The 19,475-nt window shown below is 39.5% G+C and carries 17 protein-coding genes; 4 read left to right on the forward strand and 13 right to left on the reverse strand.

The genetic code is table 11. The features are described from left to right. Nucleotides 1-2 precede the first annotated feature (2 nt). The 5 genes from HJP15_RS12730 to sdhC form a co-directional block, all read right to left on the reverse strand. Nucleotides 3-2,822 (reverse strand): 2-oxoglutarate dehydrogenase E1 component, encoded by a 2,820-nt coding sequence (locus HJP15_RS12730; RefSeq protein ID WP_054204710.1) that lies wholly within the window; start codon nt 2,820-2,822, stop codon nt 3-5. 88 nt (nt 2,823-2,910) lie between these two features. Further along, nucleotides 2,911-3,627 (reverse strand): succinate dehydrogenase iron-sulfur subunit, encoded by a 717-nt coding sequence (locus HJP15_RS12735; RefSeq protein ID WP_054204711.1) that lies wholly within the window; start codon nt 3,625-3,627, stop codon nt 2,911-2,913. Between the two features lie 10 nt (nt 3,628-3,637). Continuing rightward, nucleotides 3,638-5,410 carry a succinate dehydrogenase flavoprotein subunit gene (gene sdhA / locus HJP15_RS12740; protein WP_054204712.1) on the reverse strand — a complete coding sequence of 591 codons (1,773 nt, stop codon included), beginning with the start codon at nt 5,408-5,410 and terminating at the stop codon, nt 3,638-3,640. Then, nucleotides 5,411-5,758 (reverse strand): succinate dehydrogenase, hydrophobic membrane anchor protein, encoded by a 348-nt coding sequence (gene sdhD / locus HJP15_RS12745; RefSeq protein ID WP_054204713.1) that lies wholly within the window; start codon nt 5,756-5,758, stop codon nt 5,411-5,413. It lies immediately after the preceding gene. Continuing rightward, nucleotides 5,749-6,126, reverse strand: a complete 378-nt coding sequence (sdhC, locus tag HJP15_RS12750) for a succinate dehydrogenase, cytochrome b556 subunit (RefSeq protein ID WP_082355599.1) — start codon at nt 6,124-6,126, stop codon at nt 5,749-5,751. The genes sdhD and sdhC overlap by 10 nt, the downstream gene beginning before the upstream one ends. Before the next feature lie 412 nt (nt 6,127-6,538). Here sdhC and HJP15_RS12755 point away from each other — a divergent pair, with 412 nt between their 5' ends. From HJP15_RS12755 to HJP15_RS12765, 3 genes are all read left to right on the forward strand, one after another. Further along, the gene (locus HJP15_RS12755) at nt 6,539-7,825 is read left to right on the forward strand and encodes a citrate synthase (protein ID WP_054453066.1); all 1,287 of its coding nucleotides are present in this window, start codon (nt 6,539-6,541) and stop codon (nt 7,823-7,825) included. A gap of 123 nt (nt 7,826-7,948) precedes the next feature. After that, nucleotides 7,949-9,163 carry a SufS family cysteine desulfurase gene (locus HJP15_RS12760; RefSeq protein ID WP_170173933.1) on the forward strand — a complete coding sequence of 405 codons (1,215 nt, stop codon included), beginning with the start codon at nt 7,949-7,951 and terminating at the stop codon, nt 9,161-9,163. Between the two features lie 13 nt (nt 9,164-9,176). Then, nucleotides 9,177-9,587 carry a SufE family protein gene (locus HJP15_RS12765; protein ID WP_054204716.1) on the forward strand — a complete coding sequence of 137 codons (411 nt, stop codon included), beginning with the start codon at nt 9,177-9,179 and terminating at the stop codon, nt 9,585-9,587. Between the two features lie 2 nt (nt 9,588-9,589). Here HJP15_RS12765 and tcdA read toward each other — a convergent pair whose 3' ends face one another. From tcdA to HJP15_RS12800, 7 genes are read right to left on the reverse strand one after another with little or no spacing between them, the layout of a single operon-like run. Continuing rightward, nucleotides 9,590-10,390 (reverse strand): tRNA cyclic N6-threonylcarbamoyladenosine(37) synthase TcdA, encoded by an 801-nt coding sequence (tcdA, locus tag HJP15_RS12770; protein ID WP_054204717.1) that lies wholly within the window; start codon nt 10,388-10,390, stop codon nt 9,590-9,592. Next, nucleotides 10,391-11,068, reverse strand: coding sequence for a TIGR01621 family pseudouridine synthase (locus HJP15_RS12775; protein ID WP_054204718.1), 678 nt, complete (start codon nt 11,066-11,068; stop codon nt 10,391-10,393). After that, nucleotides 11,061-11,834, reverse strand: coding sequence for a 3-deoxy-manno-octulosonate cytidylyltransferase (gene kdsB / locus HJP15_RS12780; RefSeq protein ID WP_054204719.1), 774 nt, complete (start codon nt 11,832-11,834; stop codon nt 11,061-11,063). The genes HJP15_RS12775 and kdsB overlap by 8 nt, the downstream gene beginning before the upstream one ends. Beyond that, entirely contained in the window at nt 11,822-12,019 is a 198-nt protein-coding gene (locus HJP15_RS12785; protein ID WP_054204720.1) for a Trm112 family protein, read from the reverse strand. Before HJP15_RS12785 ends, kdsB begins: the two co-directional genes overlap by 13 nt. Next, a complete protein-coding gene (gene lpxK, locus HJP15_RS12790) occupies nt 12,009-12,989 on the reverse strand; it encodes a tetraacyldisaccharide 4'-kinase (RefSeq protein WP_054204721.1) in 981 nt (326 codons plus the stop codon). The genes HJP15_RS12785 and lpxK overlap by 11 nt, the downstream gene beginning before the upstream one ends. Next, nucleotides 12,986-14,731 (reverse strand): lipid A export permease/ATP-binding protein MsbA, encoded by a 1,746-nt coding sequence (gene msbA, locus HJP15_RS12795; RefSeq protein WP_054204722.1) that lies wholly within the window; start codon nt 14,729-14,731, stop codon nt 12,986-12,988. Before msbA ends, lpxK begins: the two co-directional genes overlap by 4 nt. 58 nt (nt 14,732-14,789) lie before the next feature. Then, a complete protein-coding gene (locus HJP15_RS12800) occupies nt 14,790-17,018 on the reverse strand; it encodes a DNA internalization-related competence protein ComEC/Rec2 (protein ID WP_349304630.1) in 2,229 nt (742 codons plus the stop codon). A 21-nt stretch (nt 17,019-17,039) separates the two neighbouring features. Here HJP15_RS12800 and HJP15_RS12805 point away from each other — a divergent pair, with 21 nt between their 5' ends. Then, nucleotides 17,040-17,546 (forward strand): DUF2062 domain-containing protein, encoded by a 507-nt coding sequence (locus HJP15_RS12805; RefSeq protein ID WP_054204724.1) that lies wholly within the window; start codon nt 17,040-17,042, stop codon nt 17,544-17,546. Between the two features lie 173 nt (nt 17,547-17,719). Here the strand turns inward: HJP15_RS12805 and HJP15_RS12810 are convergent, their stop codons facing one another. Continuing rightward, nucleotides 17,720-19,465 (reverse strand): DUF3466 family protein, encoded by a 1,746-nt coding sequence (locus tag HJP15_RS12810; protein WP_170173935.1) that lies wholly within the window; start codon nt 19,463-19,465, stop codon nt 17,720-17,722. Nucleotides 19,466-19,475: the final 10 nt, after the last annotated feature.

Raw genomic sequence — 19,475 nt, forward strand, 5'->3', positions numbered from 1 at the left:
GCTTATCCTTTATTTTCAATAGTAAGCGCGTCTGCGACTAGCGCTTGTTGTTCTTTTGTATGCACTGACATATAACCACATGCTGGAGAAGCTGATGCTTTACGGCCAGCATATTTAAGCTTCGCACCTTGTGGGATTGCCTCTACAAAGTGATGTTGTGAACAATACCAAGCACCTTGGTTTTGTGGCTCTTCTTGACACCAAACAAAATCAGATACATGCTGATAACGGGCCATAATGGCTTCCATTTCATCATGTGGGAATGGGTATAACTGTTCAACACGCACAATAGCTACGTTATCAAGTTCAAGTTTACGACGTTCTTGTAGTAGCTCGTAATATACTTTACCGCTACAAAATACAACACGTTCAACTTTAGCCGCGTCAATATCATCGATTTCATCAATCATATTGTGGAATACACCTTCTGACAACTCCTCTAACGTGGACGTTGCAAGTGGGTGACGCAGTAAAGATTTTGGTGTCATTACAATCAATGGACGACGAAGTGGTCTTACTGACTGACGACGCAGCATTGCATATACTTGCGCTGGTGTAGAAGGTACACATACTTGCATGTTGTGATCGGCACATAATTGTAAGAAACGCTCTAAACGTGCCGAACTATGTTCTGGACCTTGACCTTCATAACCATGCGGTAACAAAATTGTAAGACCACATAGGCGGCCCCATTTTTGCTCACCAGAGCTTAAGAATTGGTCAAATACAACTTGCGCGCCATTGGCGAAGTCACCAAACTGAGCTTCCCAAATAACTAATGATGTAGGCTCAGCTGTTGCATAACCATACTCAAAGGCAACAACAGCTTCTTCAGAAAGAACTGAATCGAATACTTGGAAAGTGCCTTGATCTTTACTGATGTTTTGCAGTGGTAAATAGGTAGAACCATCTGTTTGGTTATGAACAACCGCATGGCGGTGGAAGAACGTACCACGCCCTGAATCTTGCCCAGTCATTCGAATATCTGTGCCTTCAGATGCAATCGTTGCATAAGCAAGTGTTTCTGCCATACCCCAATCGAGTGGTTTTTCACCTGTTGCCATTAATTTACGATCATCATAAATCTTTTTAACACGTGATTGCGCTTTATGCCCTTCAGGGTAGCTAGCGACAATTGTACCAAGTTCTTTAAGTTTTTCTATTGATACGCTTGCATCGTATTCTACATTCCATTCATGGCCTACATATTTTGCCCAATCAGAAGAATGTGATGTTTCTTTTTGAATCTCTTCAACAACACAGTGACCGTCATCTAAGCTATTACGGTAATCGTCAGCTAATGCTTTAATTTCACTTTCAGTGAATGACCCTTCCGCTGTTAGTTGATCTGCATAGATTAAACGTGGTACTGGGTGTTTTTTAATTTTTTGGTACATGATCGGTTGAGTCGCATTCGGCTCATCCGCTTCATTATGGCCATGGCGGCGATAACAAACTAAGTCGATGACTACATCACGTTTAAATTGATTTCTGAAATCAAGTGCGATTTGAGTTACAAATGCAACGGCTTCAGGATCATCAGAGTTAACGTGGAAAATCGGTGACTGGACCATTTTTGCGATGTCGGTACAGTAATCTGTAGAACGAACATCGTCTTGTTTACTTGTAGTAAATCCAACTTGGTTATTGACTACAATACGAATACTACCACCACAACTAAACGCATTTGTTTGCGATAAGTTAAAGGTTTCTTGTACAACGCCTTGCCCTGCAATTGCAGAATCACCATGAATGGTAATTGGTAACGCTTTTGAACCGCTCTCACTGTTTAAACGATCTAAACGTGCACGAACTGAACCCATTACAACTGGGTTTACAATTTCAAGGTGAGATGGATTAAAAGCAAGCGCCATATGAACATTGCCACCTTTGGTAGCAAAATCAGACGAATAACCCATATGGTACTTAACATCACCCGAGCTCAGTGTTTCTTTATGTTTACCAGCAAACTCATCGAATAACTCTGATGGGTTTTTACCTAAAACATTAATAAGCACATTTAGACGACCGCGATGAGCCATACCAATGACAGCTTCTTGTTGACCGCTTTCGCCCGCTCGATGAATCAATTCTTTTAGCATCGGTACTAATGCATCACCGCCTTCAAGTGAGAAGCGTTTTGCACCAGGGAACTTAGCCCCTAAATACTTTTCCAGACCATCAGCTGCGGTTAACCCTTTTAGGATACGCAACTTTTCATCTTTACTGAAAGTCGGACGCGACTGCACTGATTCCAAACGTTGTTGTAACCAGCGTTTTTCTTCAGTGGATGTGATGTGCATATACTCAGCGCCAACAGAGCCACAATATGTGGTCATCAGAGCTTGATATAACTCACCTAAAGGCATGGTATCGCGGCCAACGGCAAACGATCCCACGTTAAATTCGCGGTCAAAATCAGCTTTAGATAGGTCGTGGTATTCAAGTTCTAAGTCTCGAACGCGTTCACGCTGCCATATCCCTAATGGGTCTAGGTTAGCATTTTGGTGACCGCGGAAACGAAAAGCATTAATTAGCTGGAGTACTTTAACCTGTTTAAGGTCTCCACCATTGCTTTGTGTTACCACTACTTCTCTATGCTTGTTTTTAGCAAGCGCCGCAAATTGTGCACGAACTTCTGAATGCTTAACGTCAACATCCACACCATCTACTTTTGGTAATTGTTCGAACACTTCTCGCCATTCTTCTGGCACAGAAGTCGCATCATCTAAATACGCTTCATAAAGCTCTTCAACATAAGCAACGTTTCCGCCGTTTAAATGTGAAGATTCTAGCCATGCCTTCATCACACCTTCGTGCATTTATAAGCCCTTTTCTTTAGCGCAGAAATTAATTGTTATATAACAAGATGGCTAACTTACATCAGCCACCTTACTTTTTACAATACTTTTAAACCGAACGGTTCAATAGCATTGACTTGATTTGTCCAATTGCCTTAGTAGGATTAAGACCTTTAGGACAAACGCTAACACAGTTCATGATACTGTGACAACGGAATACGCTGAACGCATCGTCTAAGTCAGCTAAACGTTCTTCTGTTGCCGTATCGCGGCTATCAGCCAAGAAACGGTAAGCATGAAGAAGGCCAGCAGGACCTATGAACTTGTCTGGATTCCACCAGAACGAAGGACACGATGTTGAACAACATGCACACAGAATACATTCGTAAAGACCATCTAACTTATCACGTTCTTCGATCGTTTGAAGACGTTCACCCGCCGCTGGCGTGTCATTAATTAGATATGGTTTTACTTTTTCGTATTGAGTGTAGAACTGACTCATGTCAATAACAAGGTCACGTACCACAGGTAAGCCTGGTAATGGACGAACTACGATTTTACCTTTGCCATTTTTTTGCAGCGTAGATAAAGGTGTAATACATGCTAGACCATTTTTACCATTCATGTTGACACCGTCAGAACCACACACGCCTTCACGGCATGAACGACGAAATGATAAGGTTGGATCTTGCTCTTTTAATAATAAAAGTGCGTCCAATACCATCATGTCGTGGCCTTCTTCCGTTTGCAAAGTATACTCTTGCATACGTGGGGCGTTATCAACATCTGGATTGTAACGATAAACAGAAAATTGTACTTGTGCCATCGTCTCGCTCCTAGTAGGTACGTGCTTTAGGTGGAAATGCTTCGCGCAGTTTAGGCGCATAGTTTACATCACGCTTGCTCATTTCATCCGTTACCGGATTGAAAACTGAGTGACATAACCAGTTTTCGTCATCACGATCTGGGTAGTCAAAGCGAGAATGCGCACCACGGCTTTCTGTGCGGAAGTTTGCAGCAACTGCTGTTGAGTATGCTGTTTCCATCATGTTATCTAATTCAAGACATTCGATACGTGCAGTATTGAAATCTGATGATTTATCATCAAGACGCGCATGTTGCAAACGTTCACGAATTTCTTTAAGTTCTTGCAGACCCGCAGCCATAGACTCACCTTCACGGAATACCGAGAAGTTAAGTTGCATACATTGTTGTAGGTCTTTCTTGATTTGAACTGGATCTTCACCTTGACCAACAGCTGAGTTTTCCCAACGGTTGAAGCGAGCAAGAGCCGCATCTAAATCTGATTCTGACGCATCTTTTGATACTTCAACATCATTTAAGTATGTGCCAAGGAAGTTACCCGCTGCACGACCAAAAACAACTAAATCAAGTAATGAGTTACCACCTAAGCGGTTTGCACCGTGTACAGATACACAGGCAATTTCACCTACTGCAAATAATCCTTCAACTACTTTTTCGTTGCCTTGGGCGTCGATTTGTAGCGCTTGACCATTTACGTTAGTTGGAACACCACCCATCATATAATGACACGTAGGGATTACTGGAATTGGTTCTTTAGCAGGATCAACGTGTGCAAATGTTTTCGCAAGGTCACAAACACCTGGAAGGCGTAAATTAAGCGTTTCTTCACCAAGGTGATCAAGCTTAAGTTTAATGTGTGGACCCCAAGGACCATCACAACCACGACCCTCACGAATTTCCGTCATCATTGAACGCGCAACTACGTCGCGTGACGCTAAATCTTTTGCGTTCGGTGCATAACGCTCCATGAAGCGCTCGCCATCTTTATTTAAAAGATAACCACCTTCGCCACGACAACCTTCAGTAACAAGTGTACCCGCGCCAGCAATGCCAGTAGGGTGGAATTGCCACATCTCCATGTCTTGCATTGAGATGCCAGCACGTGTTGCCATACCAACACCGTCACCAGTGTTGATGTGTGCATTAGTTGTTGATGCAAAAATACGACCCGCACCACCCGTTGCTAATACAACCGCTTTTGACTTGAAGTAAACAACTTCACCTGTCTCAATATCAATCGCAGTACAACCAACAACATTACCATCATCGTTTTTAACTAAATCTAATGCATACCACTCTGAGAATACATTGGTTTTATTTTTAACGTTTTGTTGGTAAAGAAGGTGTAGTAGCGCATGACCTGTACGGTCAGCTGCAGCTGCTGTACGTGCGGCTTGCTCACCACCAAAGTTTTTCGATTGACCACCGAAAGGACGTTGGTAAACACGGCCATTTTCAAAACGAGAAAATGGTAAACCCATGTTCTCTAATTCAGTAATGGCTTCAGGTCCTGTTTTACACATATATTCGATAGCGTCTTGATCGCCGATAAAATCGGAACCTTTAACAGTATCGTACATGTGCCATTCCCAGTTATCTTCATGTGAGTTACCCAACGCAACCGTAATACCACCTTGTGCGGACACAGTGTGCGAACGGGTTGGGAAAACTTTAGAGATAAGTGCACAGGTTTTACCTGATTCAGTGATTGCAAGTGCTGCGCGCATACCCGCACCACCTGCGCCAATCACGACGGCATCAAATTCACGAACAGAATATTTCACTTAAACACCCCATAAAACAATTAGACCAATAGCTACGTACGCCGCGGCCATAAGGTTTAATACAAACCCTAAAGCAGCACGCAACTTTGCGCATTTAACATAGTCTGTTAGTACTTGCCAAAGGCCAATACGGGTGTGAACCATAATGCAAACCAGGGTAATTAGCGTAAACCCTTTCATTGCTAGGTTTGAAAACAGGCCTTGCCATGCTTCGTAAGTGACTTCTGGCGACGCTAAAAAATAGCCAATAATAAAAATCGCATACGCGGTAATTACGAGTGCCGTGGTACGTAAAGATACGAAATCTTGTACGCCATCACGCTTAAGAGTTGCTTGATTTAACACCATATCCACACCCCTGCTAATACGGAAGCCACAACGCCAAGTGCCATAGCAATTTTAGCGCTGAGGTTACCTGATTCAAGTTCTTCCCAATGTCCCATATCCATAATGATATGACGAATACCGCCGATAAGGTGATACGCCAATACAGAAATGGTGCCCCAAGCTATGAATTTGGCAATGAATCCGCTAAACAGACCCTTGACGAATTCAAAACCTTCAGCTGAAGAAAGAGACTCTGACCAAGCCCAAATGACAAACGTTAAAGCAAAAAATAATGCAACACCGGTGACGCGGTGAAATATTGATGCTTTAGCCGTTGCCGGCATAGATATAGTTGTTAGATCTAGATTTACAGGTCTTTGCTTTTTCACAGTTACTTGCCCATCTTGCCCACTTAGGAGCTCATCTACTTGTTTTTCTAAACCCACCAAAAATGAATTTTTCTGATGGAACTATCTAAATAAACTTTATTAACACAAGAAAAGTTCACATTTTTGCAAAAATCACATGTAAAAATAACGTTTACCTACAGACAATACGGTATAAAACCTTCGATAGTATATATAGCCAACGGTCTTTTTACAATTCTTGTTTAATTAGAGATATTTGCGAATTAGCCAATGGTATAATATTTAATCCTCTCAGAATATTTATTATACATTTGTGCATAATGTTTATAAAAATTGACTTTAACCCCCTCTTTCACGTTAAAATGAAAAGAATGTGCTTAAACAAATTCAGAACATAACAATCAGAGTTGTTATCTTAATAGGAGATAAATAGATGGCGGATAAAAAAGCCACAGTCCATATTGATGGTCTAGATCCAATCGAACTTCCAATTTACCAAGGTACTGCAGGTCAAGATGTAATCGATGTACGCACGTTAGGTGCACACGGTCATTTCACATATGATCCAGGTTTCATGTCGACTGGTTCTTGCGAATCTTCAATTACTTATATTGATGGCGGCAAAGGTATCTTGCTTCACCGTGGTTACCCAATTGAGCAATTAGCTGAAGACTCAGATTATGTTGAGTTATGTTACTTACTATTGAACGGTGAGTTACCATCTAAAGAACAATACACTGAATTTGCAAAAGAAATCACTCATAGCACTATGCTTGATGAAAAAATTGCAAACTTCTTTCAGGGTTTCCGCTTTGATGCTCACCCAATGGCTATGCTGTGTGGTGTTGTCGGTGCATTATCATCTTTTTATCATGAAGACCTTGATATTACGGATGCGACACAACGTAAAACAAGTGCTGTTAAACTTATTGCTAAGCTACCAACAATTGCTGCAATGGCTTACAAATACAACGTTGGCCAACCGTTCGTGTACCCACGTAACGACTTAAGCTATGCTGAAAACTTCTTACATATGATGTTCTCTGTCCCTGCTGAAGAATACAACGTGAGTCCTGTTGTTGCTAAAGCAATGGACAAAATCTTCATGCTTCACGCTGATCATGAACAAAACGCTTCAACGTCAACAGTACGCCTAGCTGGCTCATCTGGTGCTAACCCATATGCATGTATCGCAGCGGGTATTGCATCTCTTTGGGGCCCTGCACATGGCGGCGCTAACGAAGCATGTTTAAACATGTTAGAAGAAATTGGTTCAGTTGACCGCATCGATGAATACGTCGCTAAAGCGAAAGATAAAGCGGACCCTTTCCGCCTTATGGGCTTTGGACACCGTGTTTACAAAAACTTCGATCCACGCGCAACAGTAATGCGTCAAACGTGTCATGAAGTACTTGCAGAGCTTAATATTCAAGATCCATTGCTTGATATTGCAATGAAACTTGAGCAAATTGCACTTGAAGACCCGTACTTTGTAGAGAAGAAACTTTACCCTAACGTAGATTTCTACTCAGGTATTATCTTAAAAGCAATTGGTATTCCAACAAGTATGTTCACTGTGATCTTCGCAATGGCACGTACGGTTGGTTGGATCACTCACTGGGATGAGATGCTATCTCAGCCTGGTCATAAGATCAGCCGCCCACGTCAGCTATATACGGGTTACACACATCGTGATTACGTATCAACTGATAAGCGTTAATAATTAAATTATCGCAAAAAGGTCGCTTTAGCGGCCTTTTTTGTTGCTGATTTTTACTATTAACAGTTGAGAATTATCTTAAAGCCATTACAATTCCAGCAACTTTTACTGTTTGGTTTTTTTATGTTTGCTGTTGAAAAAATTCGTGCTGATTTCCCACTCTTAACACAAAAAATAAACGACCAACCTCTTGTTTACCTTGATTCTGCTGCAACATCACAAAAACCCCAATCGGTTATTGCTGCGACAGAGCTTTTTTACACACAGCAGAATGCAAATGTTCATAGAGGTCGTCATTCACTCAGTGAACAAGCAACAACAGCCTACGAAAAAGCGCGTGATAAAGTTGCCCAATATTTTAATGTGCAAAGCCGTGAAATTGTTTGGACTAAAGGTGCTACTGAGGCATTAAACCTAATTGCTTGTGGATTAACTGAACAACTTGATAAAAATTCAAGTATCGTTATTACCCCACTTGAACACCATGCAAACATCGTCCCTTGGCAACAATTAGCACTTAAAACTGGTGCTAAATTACATATATTACCGCTTGAAGCGGATGCAACATTCAATATGTCAGCCTGTATTGAATTTTTAAAACAAATAAAACCAACCGTGCTTGCGCTCACTCATGCATCAAATGCATTGGGAAATATAACAAACCTAAGCCCACTGCTTAGTACTGTAAAAGGTTTTAATACCATCACTGTCGTCGATGGTGCTCAAGGCGCGATGCACCTACAGCCTGATTTAAATATACTCAATTGTGACTTTTATGTGTTCTCTGCACACAAAATGCTTGGTCCAACTGGCGTGGGTGGCCTGTATGGTAAGTATGAGCGTTTAAACGCCTTACTGCCTTATCAAACGGGTGGAGAAATGATTGAAACGGTGAGCCTTTTCAACAGCACGTTTCGCGATGCACCTGCCAAGTTTGAAGCAGGCACACCAAATATTGCAGGTGTAATCGGGTTTTCTGCCGCATTAGATTATCTTTCTGAACTTGATAAGAATGCAGCCTACGACTATGAACAAGGGCTATTTAACTATGCGGTTAATAAATTAAACGAAATCGATGGCATCACAATTTACAGTAATTTAGAACATAATATTGGTACCATTTGTTTTAATTACAAAGACGAACACCCATTCGATATTGCGACATTACTTGATGGATTTGGTGTTGCCGTTCGTAGCGGCCACCATTGTACCCAACCTTTAATGGTACATCTGGGTATCAACGGCAGTGTACGGGCAAGTTTTTGTTTTTATAATACTCACCAAGATATAGATATTTTCATTAATGCTCTGCACGAATGCATCGCTTTATTAGATTAAAAGTAGATAAGCAATGAATAAAACGTTTAAAGAAATAGCACAAACCCTGAAAAATGCACCCGGCTGGCAACAAAAGTACCGTGAGATTATGTTACTAGGGAAACTATTACCGTCTATGCCTGACATTTTAAAAACACACGATGCACTTGTACCTGGTTGTGAGAGCAAAGTATGGTTGTATTTAGACTTTGACCTTGAAGAGAGCTGCATCGTACTTGTCGGTGATTCTGATACTCGGATCGTCAAAGGCTTATTAGCACTCATTTTGTCACTATATAATGGTTTAACACCTACGCAGATTCTATCAATTAATGCTTTTGAAGAGTTTGAGAAGCTTGGTTTGATTAGCCATTTAAGCCCATCTAGAGGGAATGGTGTTAAAGCCATTGTCGAGCGAATTCAAACAATGGCTGCACAAAAGTAGCTTTAAACTTGAACTAATCGTTGCTTTTTATCTAAATACTTACGAATTGCTTTGGCTGCAACAAAAAAGCCAAAGCTTCCTGTGATCATCGTCGCAGAGCCAAAGCCATTATTGCAATCCATATTCATGGAGCCATCAGCATTTTGTTTTGCATGGCAAACACTGCCATCACTGCCTGGATACACAAGTTGCTCTGTTGAATAAACACAATCGATATTAAACTTGCGTTTTGGATTGCTACTAAAGTTGTACTGTTTACGTAAAATATAGCGTACTTTAGCTAGCAGCGGATCTTGTGTTGACTTAGCAACATCACCAAACGTAATTTGACCAGGGTCAGTTTGCCCACCGGCGCCACCAGTAGTAATAATCGGCAACTTATTACGTTTACAGTGGGCAATTAATGCGGCCTTTTCTTTCACTGCATCAATGCAATCAATGACATAGTCAAAATTTTGAATATGTTCACGAATATTATCCAAAGTAATAAAATCATCGATAACAGTAATTTCGCATTCCGGGTTAATCAGTTGACACCGTTCTTTCATTGCATCAACTTTTGCTTCACCAATAGTTCCCGTTAATGCATGTATTTGCCGATTAACGTTCGTCGCGCAAATATCATCAAGGTCTATTAACGTTAGTTTACCAACACCCGTTCTAACTAATGCTTCAGCAGCCCAGCTACCTACGCCACCAATACCAATCACACAAAAGTGTGCATTTTGTAGCCATTCAAATTGTTGTTGCCCGTATAAGCGCTTTATACCGCCAAAGCGAATATCTATTACAGAGTCTGTCATTTACCAATCCAATTGCCATGGCTGCTGCCATGAATGAAAGTTTTCGTGTTTAGTAATTTGTGCAAATTGAGTATTGCTATTAGGTTCACAAATAAAACGATATAGCTCGTTATCCCAAAGAAAGCACAGTGCATAAGCATGCAAATATGTACGTTCAGCAATCGTGCCACCGTAAAGCGCATCACCTAAGATAGGCGCTGATATGCTTTTTAGAGCAACCCTTAATTGATGAGTTTTACCTGAGTAAGGTTTTAAAATAAAGCCGCGTAAATTAGCCGCAACACTCATCGAATAAAAACGAGTAATAGCCGGGTTTTCTGTTGTATTTAAAAGTTTATAGCTGCTACGGCGAGATTTGGCCATATCACCCTTTACCCAGCCTTGTTTTTTCTTAGGCTTTGCATCTGACAATGCCAAATAATATTTGTCTACTTCATGAGCAGTGAATTGCCGAGTAAACTCAGCTGCGGCCTCACTACTGCGCGCCAAAATAATTAAGCCAGATGTAACCTTATCTAAACGATGTACTGCATACAGTTTTTCATTTAACTGCTGCTGTGCAATCACAACAAATCCGGGCCCCTCTTCACTATGAAAATTAAGCCCTGCTGGTTTTTCTATGACATAAAAGTCATTATGCTGCGCATGAACATGTAATGGGGTATGTTGTTTATCCACAATGTGTGTTGCTTCGTAAATAATTTACTACACGCGTTAAGTCTTCAGGTGTGTCAACACCTGCATGCGGTGCTATTTGTGCTTGCTCAATTTTTATTTGATGCCCATGGTAAAGCACCCGTAACTGCTCTAACGACTCAAATTGCTCAAGCGGCGAAGGTGTCAGTTTGATGTACTCTTTGATAAACCCAGCGCGATAAGCATAAATCCCCACATGACGCTGGTAATTTGCAGTATTAATTAAGTCATGGTTTGCTCTATCCATCATATTTGCACGATCAAATGGTATGCTTGAACGTGAAAAATACAAGGCATTTTTATTAACATCACTTACTACTTTAACCGCATTGGGATTAAATACATCCTCTATATCATCAATCGCAACACTGAGCGTGGCCATAGGTGCTATTGAATCAGCCAGTAGTGCAGCTACTTGTGTCACATTTTCGGGGGCTAAAAGCGGCTCATCACCTTGCACATTTACAACGATTGTATCATCTGGCAATGCCAATAAATCCATCACTTCTGCAAGGCGTTCTGTACCTGAGTGATGATCTTCTCGTGTGATAAGCACATCAGATGTAAAGGCTTTTACTGCATCAAATACTTTTTGATGATCGGTGGCAATAATTACTTTGCTGGCACCCGAAGCGATCGCTTTTTCGTACACATGTTGAATCATCGGCTTTCCACAAATATCAGCAAGTGGTTTGCCTGGTAGTCGAGTAGATGCAAAACGCGCCGGTATTACGACTACGAATTCCACTTGTCTACCTCGTCTTGGCTTAATTCACGCGCTTCGTTTTCAAGTAATACTGGGATGTCATCAACGATTGGGTAAGCAAGTTTTGCCGCTGTACTTATCAATTCATTATTTTCTTTATCTAAGCGCAACTTTCCTTTGCCTACAGGGCAAGCAATTATTTCAAGTAATTTTGTATCAAAGGCCATCGAGGATCCCTTTTTCTTTAAGTAATAAGTTTAGTTTGTTAATTACCGCAGTTGATGGTTTGGCATCAACAGGTAAAAAGTACCATGTTGGTTTTGCAAAAGTGTGGCATTTTACCGCATCTTTTTCCGTCATAAAAACGGCTTCTTCGTTATATTTTTCAAAATCAGTCACCGAATATGCATAGTGATCACGATAATGTGCTGTTGATAGTAACTCTATACCTTGGGCTGTTAAGGTGCGTTCAAATCGTTTAGGGTTACCTATCGCGCTGACTGCATGCCCTTTTAGTAATGGTTGCTGTGCTTGTTTCCCGTTTGCTACAAGTAATAATGGCGACGCTTGAAGTTGATAATTAAATTCATGCTCTCCTCCATTTTCAATCACTAAATCAACCGCGTTTAAACGTTTTTGTGTTTCTCTCAACGGCCCCGCGGGCATTAATAAACCATTACCAAAACGTCGCTCGCTGTCTACAATACAACATTCAATACTGCGCGCCATTTTATAATGCTGCATGCCATCATCAGAGATGATAACGTCTAATTTATTTTGCGCGCAGAGCATTTTAATATTCTGTGTACGATCAGGTCCAACGACCACTGGACACCCTAATCGACGCTGGATAAGAACGGGTTCATCACCCGCTTGCTCACACGTAACCGTTTTATCAACATTCAGCGGATAAGAATCTGATTTCCCTCCATAACCACGACTTAAAACACCAACTTTTAAGCCTTTTTGTTGTAAATGCTGAACAAGCCAAATTACAAAAGGGGTTTTACCATTGCCGCCAACGCTAATATTGCCAACAACAATAACGGGCACTGCCCCTTGATATGATTTAAGCACACCTAATTTATAACAAAGTGTCCGCAAAGATGAAATAAGCCAAAATAAACCACTTAAAGGCAATAACAATAATGTTATTAAGCTAAATTTTTTATACCAACTTTGTTCAATTTTACTCACCCGTGTTCACCAAACTGCATTTTACATAAAGCAGCATAGGTACCATCTTTTGCAAGTAAAGACGGATGATCTCCACTTTCAATCACTTTCCCGTTATCAATTACATATATTCTGTCACTGTGTTCAATCGTTGATAAGCGATGGGCAATCACGATGGATGTTTTATTTTTCATTAACACATCTAATGCTTGCTGAATCAATTTCTCTGATTCAGTATCCAGTGCTGATGTCGCCTCATCTAAGATAAGAATCGGGGCATCTTTTAATATCGCACGCGCTATGGCAATGCGTTGGCGTTGTCCACCTGAAAGCATCACACCATTCTCACCTACCATCGTATTTAAACCATCAGGCAAGTCTTTTACAAATTCCCAAACATGCGCTTGTTTTGCAACAGCAAGTAGTTCGTCCTCAGCCAATTCGCGTGAAATACCATAGCTAATATTATTCGCTATGGTATCGTTGAATAACACAACTTGCTGTGATACCAATGCAAACTGTTTACGCAAGTCAGCCAATTTGTAATCACAAAGCGCTACACCATCTAAGAGTATTTCACTCGGCTGTTGTAAATCGTAATACCGTGGTAAAAGGTTAGAGATAGTCGACTTACCAGAACCAGAACGCCCAACTAACGCGATCCTCTCACCTGCTTTTATTGTTAAAGACAAATCATGTAATACAGCTTCATCTTTGGTCGGATACTTAAATGTTACATTTTTGACTTCAATTAACCCATGTACTTTATCTACAGTAACTGTCCCTGTGTCTTTCTCAATATCTTGATCCAGTACTAAAAAGATACTTTGCGCCGCAGAAATGCCACGTTGTAAGTCACTATTAACATTAGCTAGTTGTTTTAATGGCCGTAAAAGCATCATCATTGAAGATATCAACACCATAAAATCACCAGACGTAATGGCGTCAATCATTGATGGCATTGACACTATCCATAAAATAACAGCCATTGCACTGGCCGCTAAAATTTGGATAACTGATACACTTACAGCTTTAGTCGCATCCATTTTAATGCGTTGTTGGCGATTATGATTATTAACTTTGGCAAACTGCGCTATTTCTTGTTGTTGGCCACCAAAACCATGAATAACTTTATGACCGCTTAGCATTTGTTCTGAGCTACGGGTAACTTGTCCCATTGCGGATTGAATATTCTTAGAGATATGGCGAAAGCGTTTTGAAACTACAGATACAATAATCGCAACCAAAGGAATAATAACTAAAAAGATTAAAGACAATTTCCAACTGGTATTAAACATCACGGCCAATAAAAACACCACAAAGGCACCTTCACGCACAACGACTAACAATGCTTTTGTTATTGCTTGTTGGACTTGTTCGGTATCAAAGGTAATTTTTGAGATCAAATCGCCCGTTGAATTTTGATCATGAAATGACACAGGTAAATGAAGAATATGTTCAAACAATTGCTGACGTAATGAACGTACGACCTGAGAGCCTACATAGCTCAAGCAATAAGATGACATATAATTAAAAACCCCTCGTCCGATAACGAGTGCAATAACTACAAAAGGTGCGTATTTTAAAACATCGCTATTTCGCTCATTAAGCCCCTGATCAATAAAAGGTTTCATCAATTGAATAAATAAAGCATCCATCGCTGAATAGCCGATCATGCCTACCACGGCTAAGATTGCAACGCTTTTATAATCACCCACATACGTCAATAAACGCTTATAAATTTGTGATGTAGTTTGATCCATAACACTCTCTAATTCATAGTCTATGGGTATTGTAGCCTCCAGCAACATAAAACTAAACTCAATCTTTTAGAAACCAATAACTTTCATCCCTTGCAACGCGAACACGGTAACTATTTTGATAAAAAAGGATCTGTACTTGACCTTGCGTACCTGTAACATGTTGCTTTATTTGTTTGTTACTATAGCGCTCAACAACCTCAAAATGAGGAAGTTGCCACTGCCCCTTATATGCACTGGAATGAATAACAACGTTGGGCGACACCGCGTCGATAAATTCTTCACTTGAAGAGGTATTGCTCCCGTGATGCGGACTTAATAACACAGTACTTTTTAGATCTAAATTTTCAGATAACAGTTCATTCTCACGCGCTATTGAAATATCGCCAGGTAATAACACACTAAAATTGCCATCACTAATTTGAATGACACAAGAGTTATCATTATCTGATCTAAAATTTCCTTTATTCTCAATGACATTAATTTTTAAACTATGAAAATCATAACTACCAGCAAGACATATTTGCTCCACTCCTTCTGGTTGTAATAAATTAAACGTATCCGCGTAACCGTGTTTTAACCAGTGATTTAGTCCTCCGGCATGATCCTTATCCATATGACTAATAACTGTATGCTCAACCTCAATATCATTATTTTTTAGATAAGGAATTAACGTACTTTCTATTCGACTGAATTGATTAAAATATATAGGGCCTAGATCATACATAAAACCTTTATTCTGTATCGTTATTAGTGCCATGGTGCCATGCCCTACATCGAATATATCTACTTGCCAACGAGCCCTAGCTTGTAATAATTCATCAACTAACACCAGACAAAAAGGGAATAGCCCAATAATAAAATACCGCGGGAATAGGTAAATAATTGTGGCGCTTACGTAGCAGCCTAATACTATTGCGAGTTTTGGTTTTGTCGTGTCATACCAGCGGTAATCTACAGGGATAGTTAAAAGTAGTTGATACATTTCAAACAATAAAAAATCAAATAGCGCTATAAGCTCACGTACTTCTACAAAAAAACTTAGCAAGCTAATAAAAACCAAGCAAGGCATAATAACGATACTAAGCAGTGGTATAGCTATTAAATTTACTGCTAAGCCAATAAAGCTTACTCCACCAAAGTAATGCAAGGATAGCGGTAACAAGCCGATTGTTAATGCTAACTGTATAATAACCAGCATTTTAATTGTTGTAAAAAAGTTAGCTGGAAAACGTGTTCTTACAGTAAATATTAAGAAGATAATAGCCACTGCTATGAATGAAAAATATATCCCAGGACTCAATAAGCTAAATGGATCAATTACAAGCACACACACTAACGCAAACAAAATACTCCGCCATTTTAATGTTTGCTTAGAGCAATAATAAACAAGTAAATAACAACCTAGCATTATTAATGCACGCGTAGCTGAGACTAAAAAATCACTTAAATAAACATAACAAAATGCTAAACTAAACCCACCAAAGCTATAGATCACTGATAAATTAAGTTTTTGACTAAATAACTTTATAAAACACGATACGAAGATTTTGCTAACAAAAAAGCCAATACTGAAAATTAAACCTATATGTAAACCTGAAATAGCAAGTAAATGACTCAATCCAAACTGCTGTAATTCATTTTTTTGCTCGAACGACATTAAACTTCTTTCCCCAGTCAATAGTGCATAGTAAAGCCAATTAAGTTGAGTCACTTGGTAAGTTTGCTTAATAAAATCACGGTAGCTTTGTCGTAATGTTGCCTTAGGCCGCCGCATAATTTGAATATCACTGCCTATCTGCTTTGCTTTATAAAATAAACGCTGGCTAAAAGCATGCTGCTCTTTATCAAAAACATCAAAATTTTTCTGGCTACGGTATTGAACCAATTTAAGCTTAGTGGTGATGCTATCTCCAATAGATAGCAATTCATCTACCTTTAAATTCACTAACGCCAGGGGGGGCTTAATTTTTGATACGTTTTTCTCGTGAATTGATTCAATTTCAACTTTTAAATAATACGCATCACGTCTTGAAATTACCTCTACAACTTTAAATGTACTTAGTAGCGATTGATTTTCGTGCAACTGTTCCGCGTTAATTGAATAAAAGCTATAAAAATGTACCCAAACACATAAAATTGAGCAAATAAAACCTAACAATACAGGTAAAAACGGCTTAAAATACAAGCTCGCAATTGTTAAAGATGAAGCGAAGAGAATAAACACAAGGGTCTGATAATAAAAAACGGTTATTAAACAACCTACAACAAACCCAATGCTTAACCACACAGATGTAAATGGTTGCTTTAAATGGCTAAAAAAACGATCCAACGGTTTTTACCCGATCACAATACAGTTAAACATCACAAATTTTTAAAAATTTTTGGTCGTTTATTGCATGATGCTAATTTGTGGCATTTAAATCGACGCTCTGCACGAGGTGCATTTGCAGTTGGCTTATTTTTCGCATTCATCCCTGTTCCTTTTCAAATGGTTTTGGCTGCAGCGTTAGCCATTCCTTTACGTGTAAACCTACCGATTTCTGTTGCCGTAGTCTGGATCACTAATCCTTTAACCATGCCGCCTATTTTCTACTGTTCTTATTTAGTCGGAGCAATTGCTTTAGGGCATCCTGAGCAACATTTTGCATTCGAACCAACTTGGCAGTGGTTTATTGAGAGTTTGACGACCATAGGTCCTGCCTTTTTAGTTGGTTCTATTATTTGTGCCAGTATGGCGGCAATACTCGGCTATTTTGGTGTTGATTTACTATGGCGTCGCTCTGTACGTAAAGCTTGGTTGAATCGCCATAAATAAACTCATCTATAAATAATAGTTCACACACTATTATTAACATTCAATTTTTGGTTCATTTAAATCCTGTTAATTGAATAATAATGAAGTATAGAACAAAAAAGCCCTCCTTATAAAAAGGAGGGCTTTTTTGTTTAAATCACTCTGTGATAATTACTTATCACATAAGATTTCTCTTAACGAAATACGCGGCGTAAACCCACTAATGGTAACAATAATAATGTATACCAAGGGAAACTTGCAGATTGGCGCTCGTAAGTCTCGGTTGCAGGATCAGAACAACTTTCAACTTCACCATTAATTGGAGTCAATTTAATGGGAACAGGTACACTTTCGTATTCAATGTCCCCGTTAGTATCTCTGACAACGCCACCTAGTGAATCAGTTTTTTCAACTGTTTTTGTTGCAACACCGAAAATTTCATTATCATTATTGATAACTCGTGCTTCAGAAACAGTGTATTTATACCTTGTTTCACCATCAAGTTCATAGCAAGGTAATAAGTCATTCAAATTAGTAATTTTATCATCACCAATTTTATATAAAAAGCCTTCACGACGGCGATTTGATGTATTATATACATCCGTTTCACCTTCGCCTACAATATAGCCGTTATCATTTATACTATTAGCGAATGAGCTTGAGCTACTAAAGTAGTCCGTAGGGAACACTGTGCTGTTGCTCGCTATATCATGATAGAAAAGTTTGTAACGTTGTGCACCATCAATTTGTTTTGATGCATAGCCTACAATAATATTATTTTCACTAATAGCAGATGCTTGACCCTCCACCCAACCATCTTCTTGGTTGACTATCTCAGTTACCTTACCATCTTTATAATACGCAGGTAATGATATAATAGTACTCGCTCGATCATAATAACGAACACTAGAATAACCTACAGCAATATCTTTTCCATTTACTGCTATGGCATTACTGCTATATGCAAAGCTCTCACTTTCGTCATCTTCTGGTGTAAACCCTAAACCTAGCTCTTGCGTTTTTGTGATATTAAGATTGTCATCTAAAGTCCACATAACAGCACGTTTATCAAACAACCCGCCACTTCTCTGATGGGTTATATTTAAACGCTCTATGCATACGGATACAAGCTCATCTTTACCATCACAACTATCGTCAATATTTTTTTGACGATCTGCAGGTATCCCTGTAGAAACTTGCCCGACAACTACATAGCCTGAATTAGTTTTAACAATATCGTTAGCGGTACTAATACCGCCATGTTCTGAAAACTCTGGTATTAACGGAACTTCTGCGCCTGAAGGCGATAAAATGATACCTCGTGATATAAAGTCACGAACGAACTGTGTTTCTTCCTCTGTTTCACCGTCGGCAGTGAATGTTGTTTTGTCATAAGGCGCCGTACCCCAACCGACAGATACTCCATCTTCTGAAACAGCGTTATAAAGATTATTTACAGAACGAGTTAGGCCATCGTAATCAACAGATGAAATGTCAAATAACACTTGCTCTTGCGCACTGCTATTTAGATAGTTAATACCAACAAAGCGACCTATTTTTTGATAATCAGGGTTATTAGCTTGTGATGCAAGAAATGAAAGCATAAAAGCATGGGCGTCAGGGTTAAGCGCAGCTGCATTTTCATTTTTTATTTCATCAAGCGTAAACGTTATTTCTTTGTTAATTTCTTCATAATTAGCCTTAGTATTGCTATATGCCGTCTTGATTAAATCAAGTTCAAAATTTATATAGCTAACATCAATTGGGAAATTATACAAATTTTCTGCAAGCCCTATGATATGACCGCTATTGCTGACATCGCTGATATAATTTTTTTTAGCTCCATCATACGACTCTAATTCCGTTAGTTTATACGTTGCACTGAGTGCCGATGTGCTAATCGTCGCTAAAATACTGGCAGCGAGTAATTTATATTTCATTTTAGTCCTT

It is taken from the genome of Pseudoalteromonas sp. NEC-BIFX-2020_002 (assembly GCF_013002825.1).
GTDB classification, from domain to species: Bacteria; Pseudomonadota; Gammaproteobacteria; order Enterobacterales; family Alteromonadaceae; genus Pseudoalteromonas; species Pseudoalteromonas neustonica.

Excerpts from the sequence above, each read along its gene's own strand:
- HJP15_RS12730 (WP_054204710.1), bottom strand. The coding sequence starts at position 2,822 with ATGCACGAAGGTGTGATGAAGGCATGGCTAGAATCTTCACATTTAAAC.
- HJP15_RS12735 (WP_054204711.1), bottom strand. The coding sequence starts at position 3,627 with ATGGCACAAGTACAATTTTCTGTTTATCGTTACAATCCAGATGTTGAT.
- sdhD (WP_054204713.1), bottom strand. The coding sequence starts at position 5,758 with ATGGTGTTAAATCAAGCAACTCTTAAGCGTGATGGCGTACAAGATTTC.
- HJP15_RS12755 (WP_054453066.1), top strand. The coding sequence starts at position 6,539 with ATGGCGGATAAAAAAGCCACAGTCCATATTGATGGTCTAGATCCAATC.
- HJP15_RS12760 (WP_170173933.1), top strand. The coding sequence starts at position 7,949 with ATGTTTGCTGTTGAAAAAATTCGTGCTGATTTCCCACTCTTAACACAA.
- HJP15_RS12765 (WP_054204716.1), top strand. The coding sequence starts at position 9,177 with ATGAATAAAACGTTTAAAGAAATAGCACAAACCCTGAAAAATGCACCC.
- tcdA (WP_054204717.1), bottom strand. The coding sequence starts at position 10,390 with ATGACAGACTCTGTAATAGATATTCGCTTTGGCGGTATAAAGCGCTTA.
- HJP15_RS12785 (WP_054204720.1), bottom strand. The coding sequence starts at position 12,019 with ATGGCCTTTGATACAAAATTACTTGAAATAATTGCTTGCCCTGTAGGC.
- msbA (WP_054204722.1), bottom strand. The coding sequence starts at position 14,731 with ATGGATCAAACTACATCACAAATTTATAAGCGTTTATTGACGTATGTG.
- HJP15_RS12805 (WP_054204724.1), top strand. The coding sequence starts at position 17,040 with ATGGCTAAAAAAACGATCCAACGGTTTTTACCCGATCACAATACAGTT.
- HJP15_RS12810 (WP_170173935.1), bottom strand. The coding sequence starts at position 19,465 with ATGAAATATAAATTACTCGCTGCCAGTATTTTAGCGACGATTAGCACA.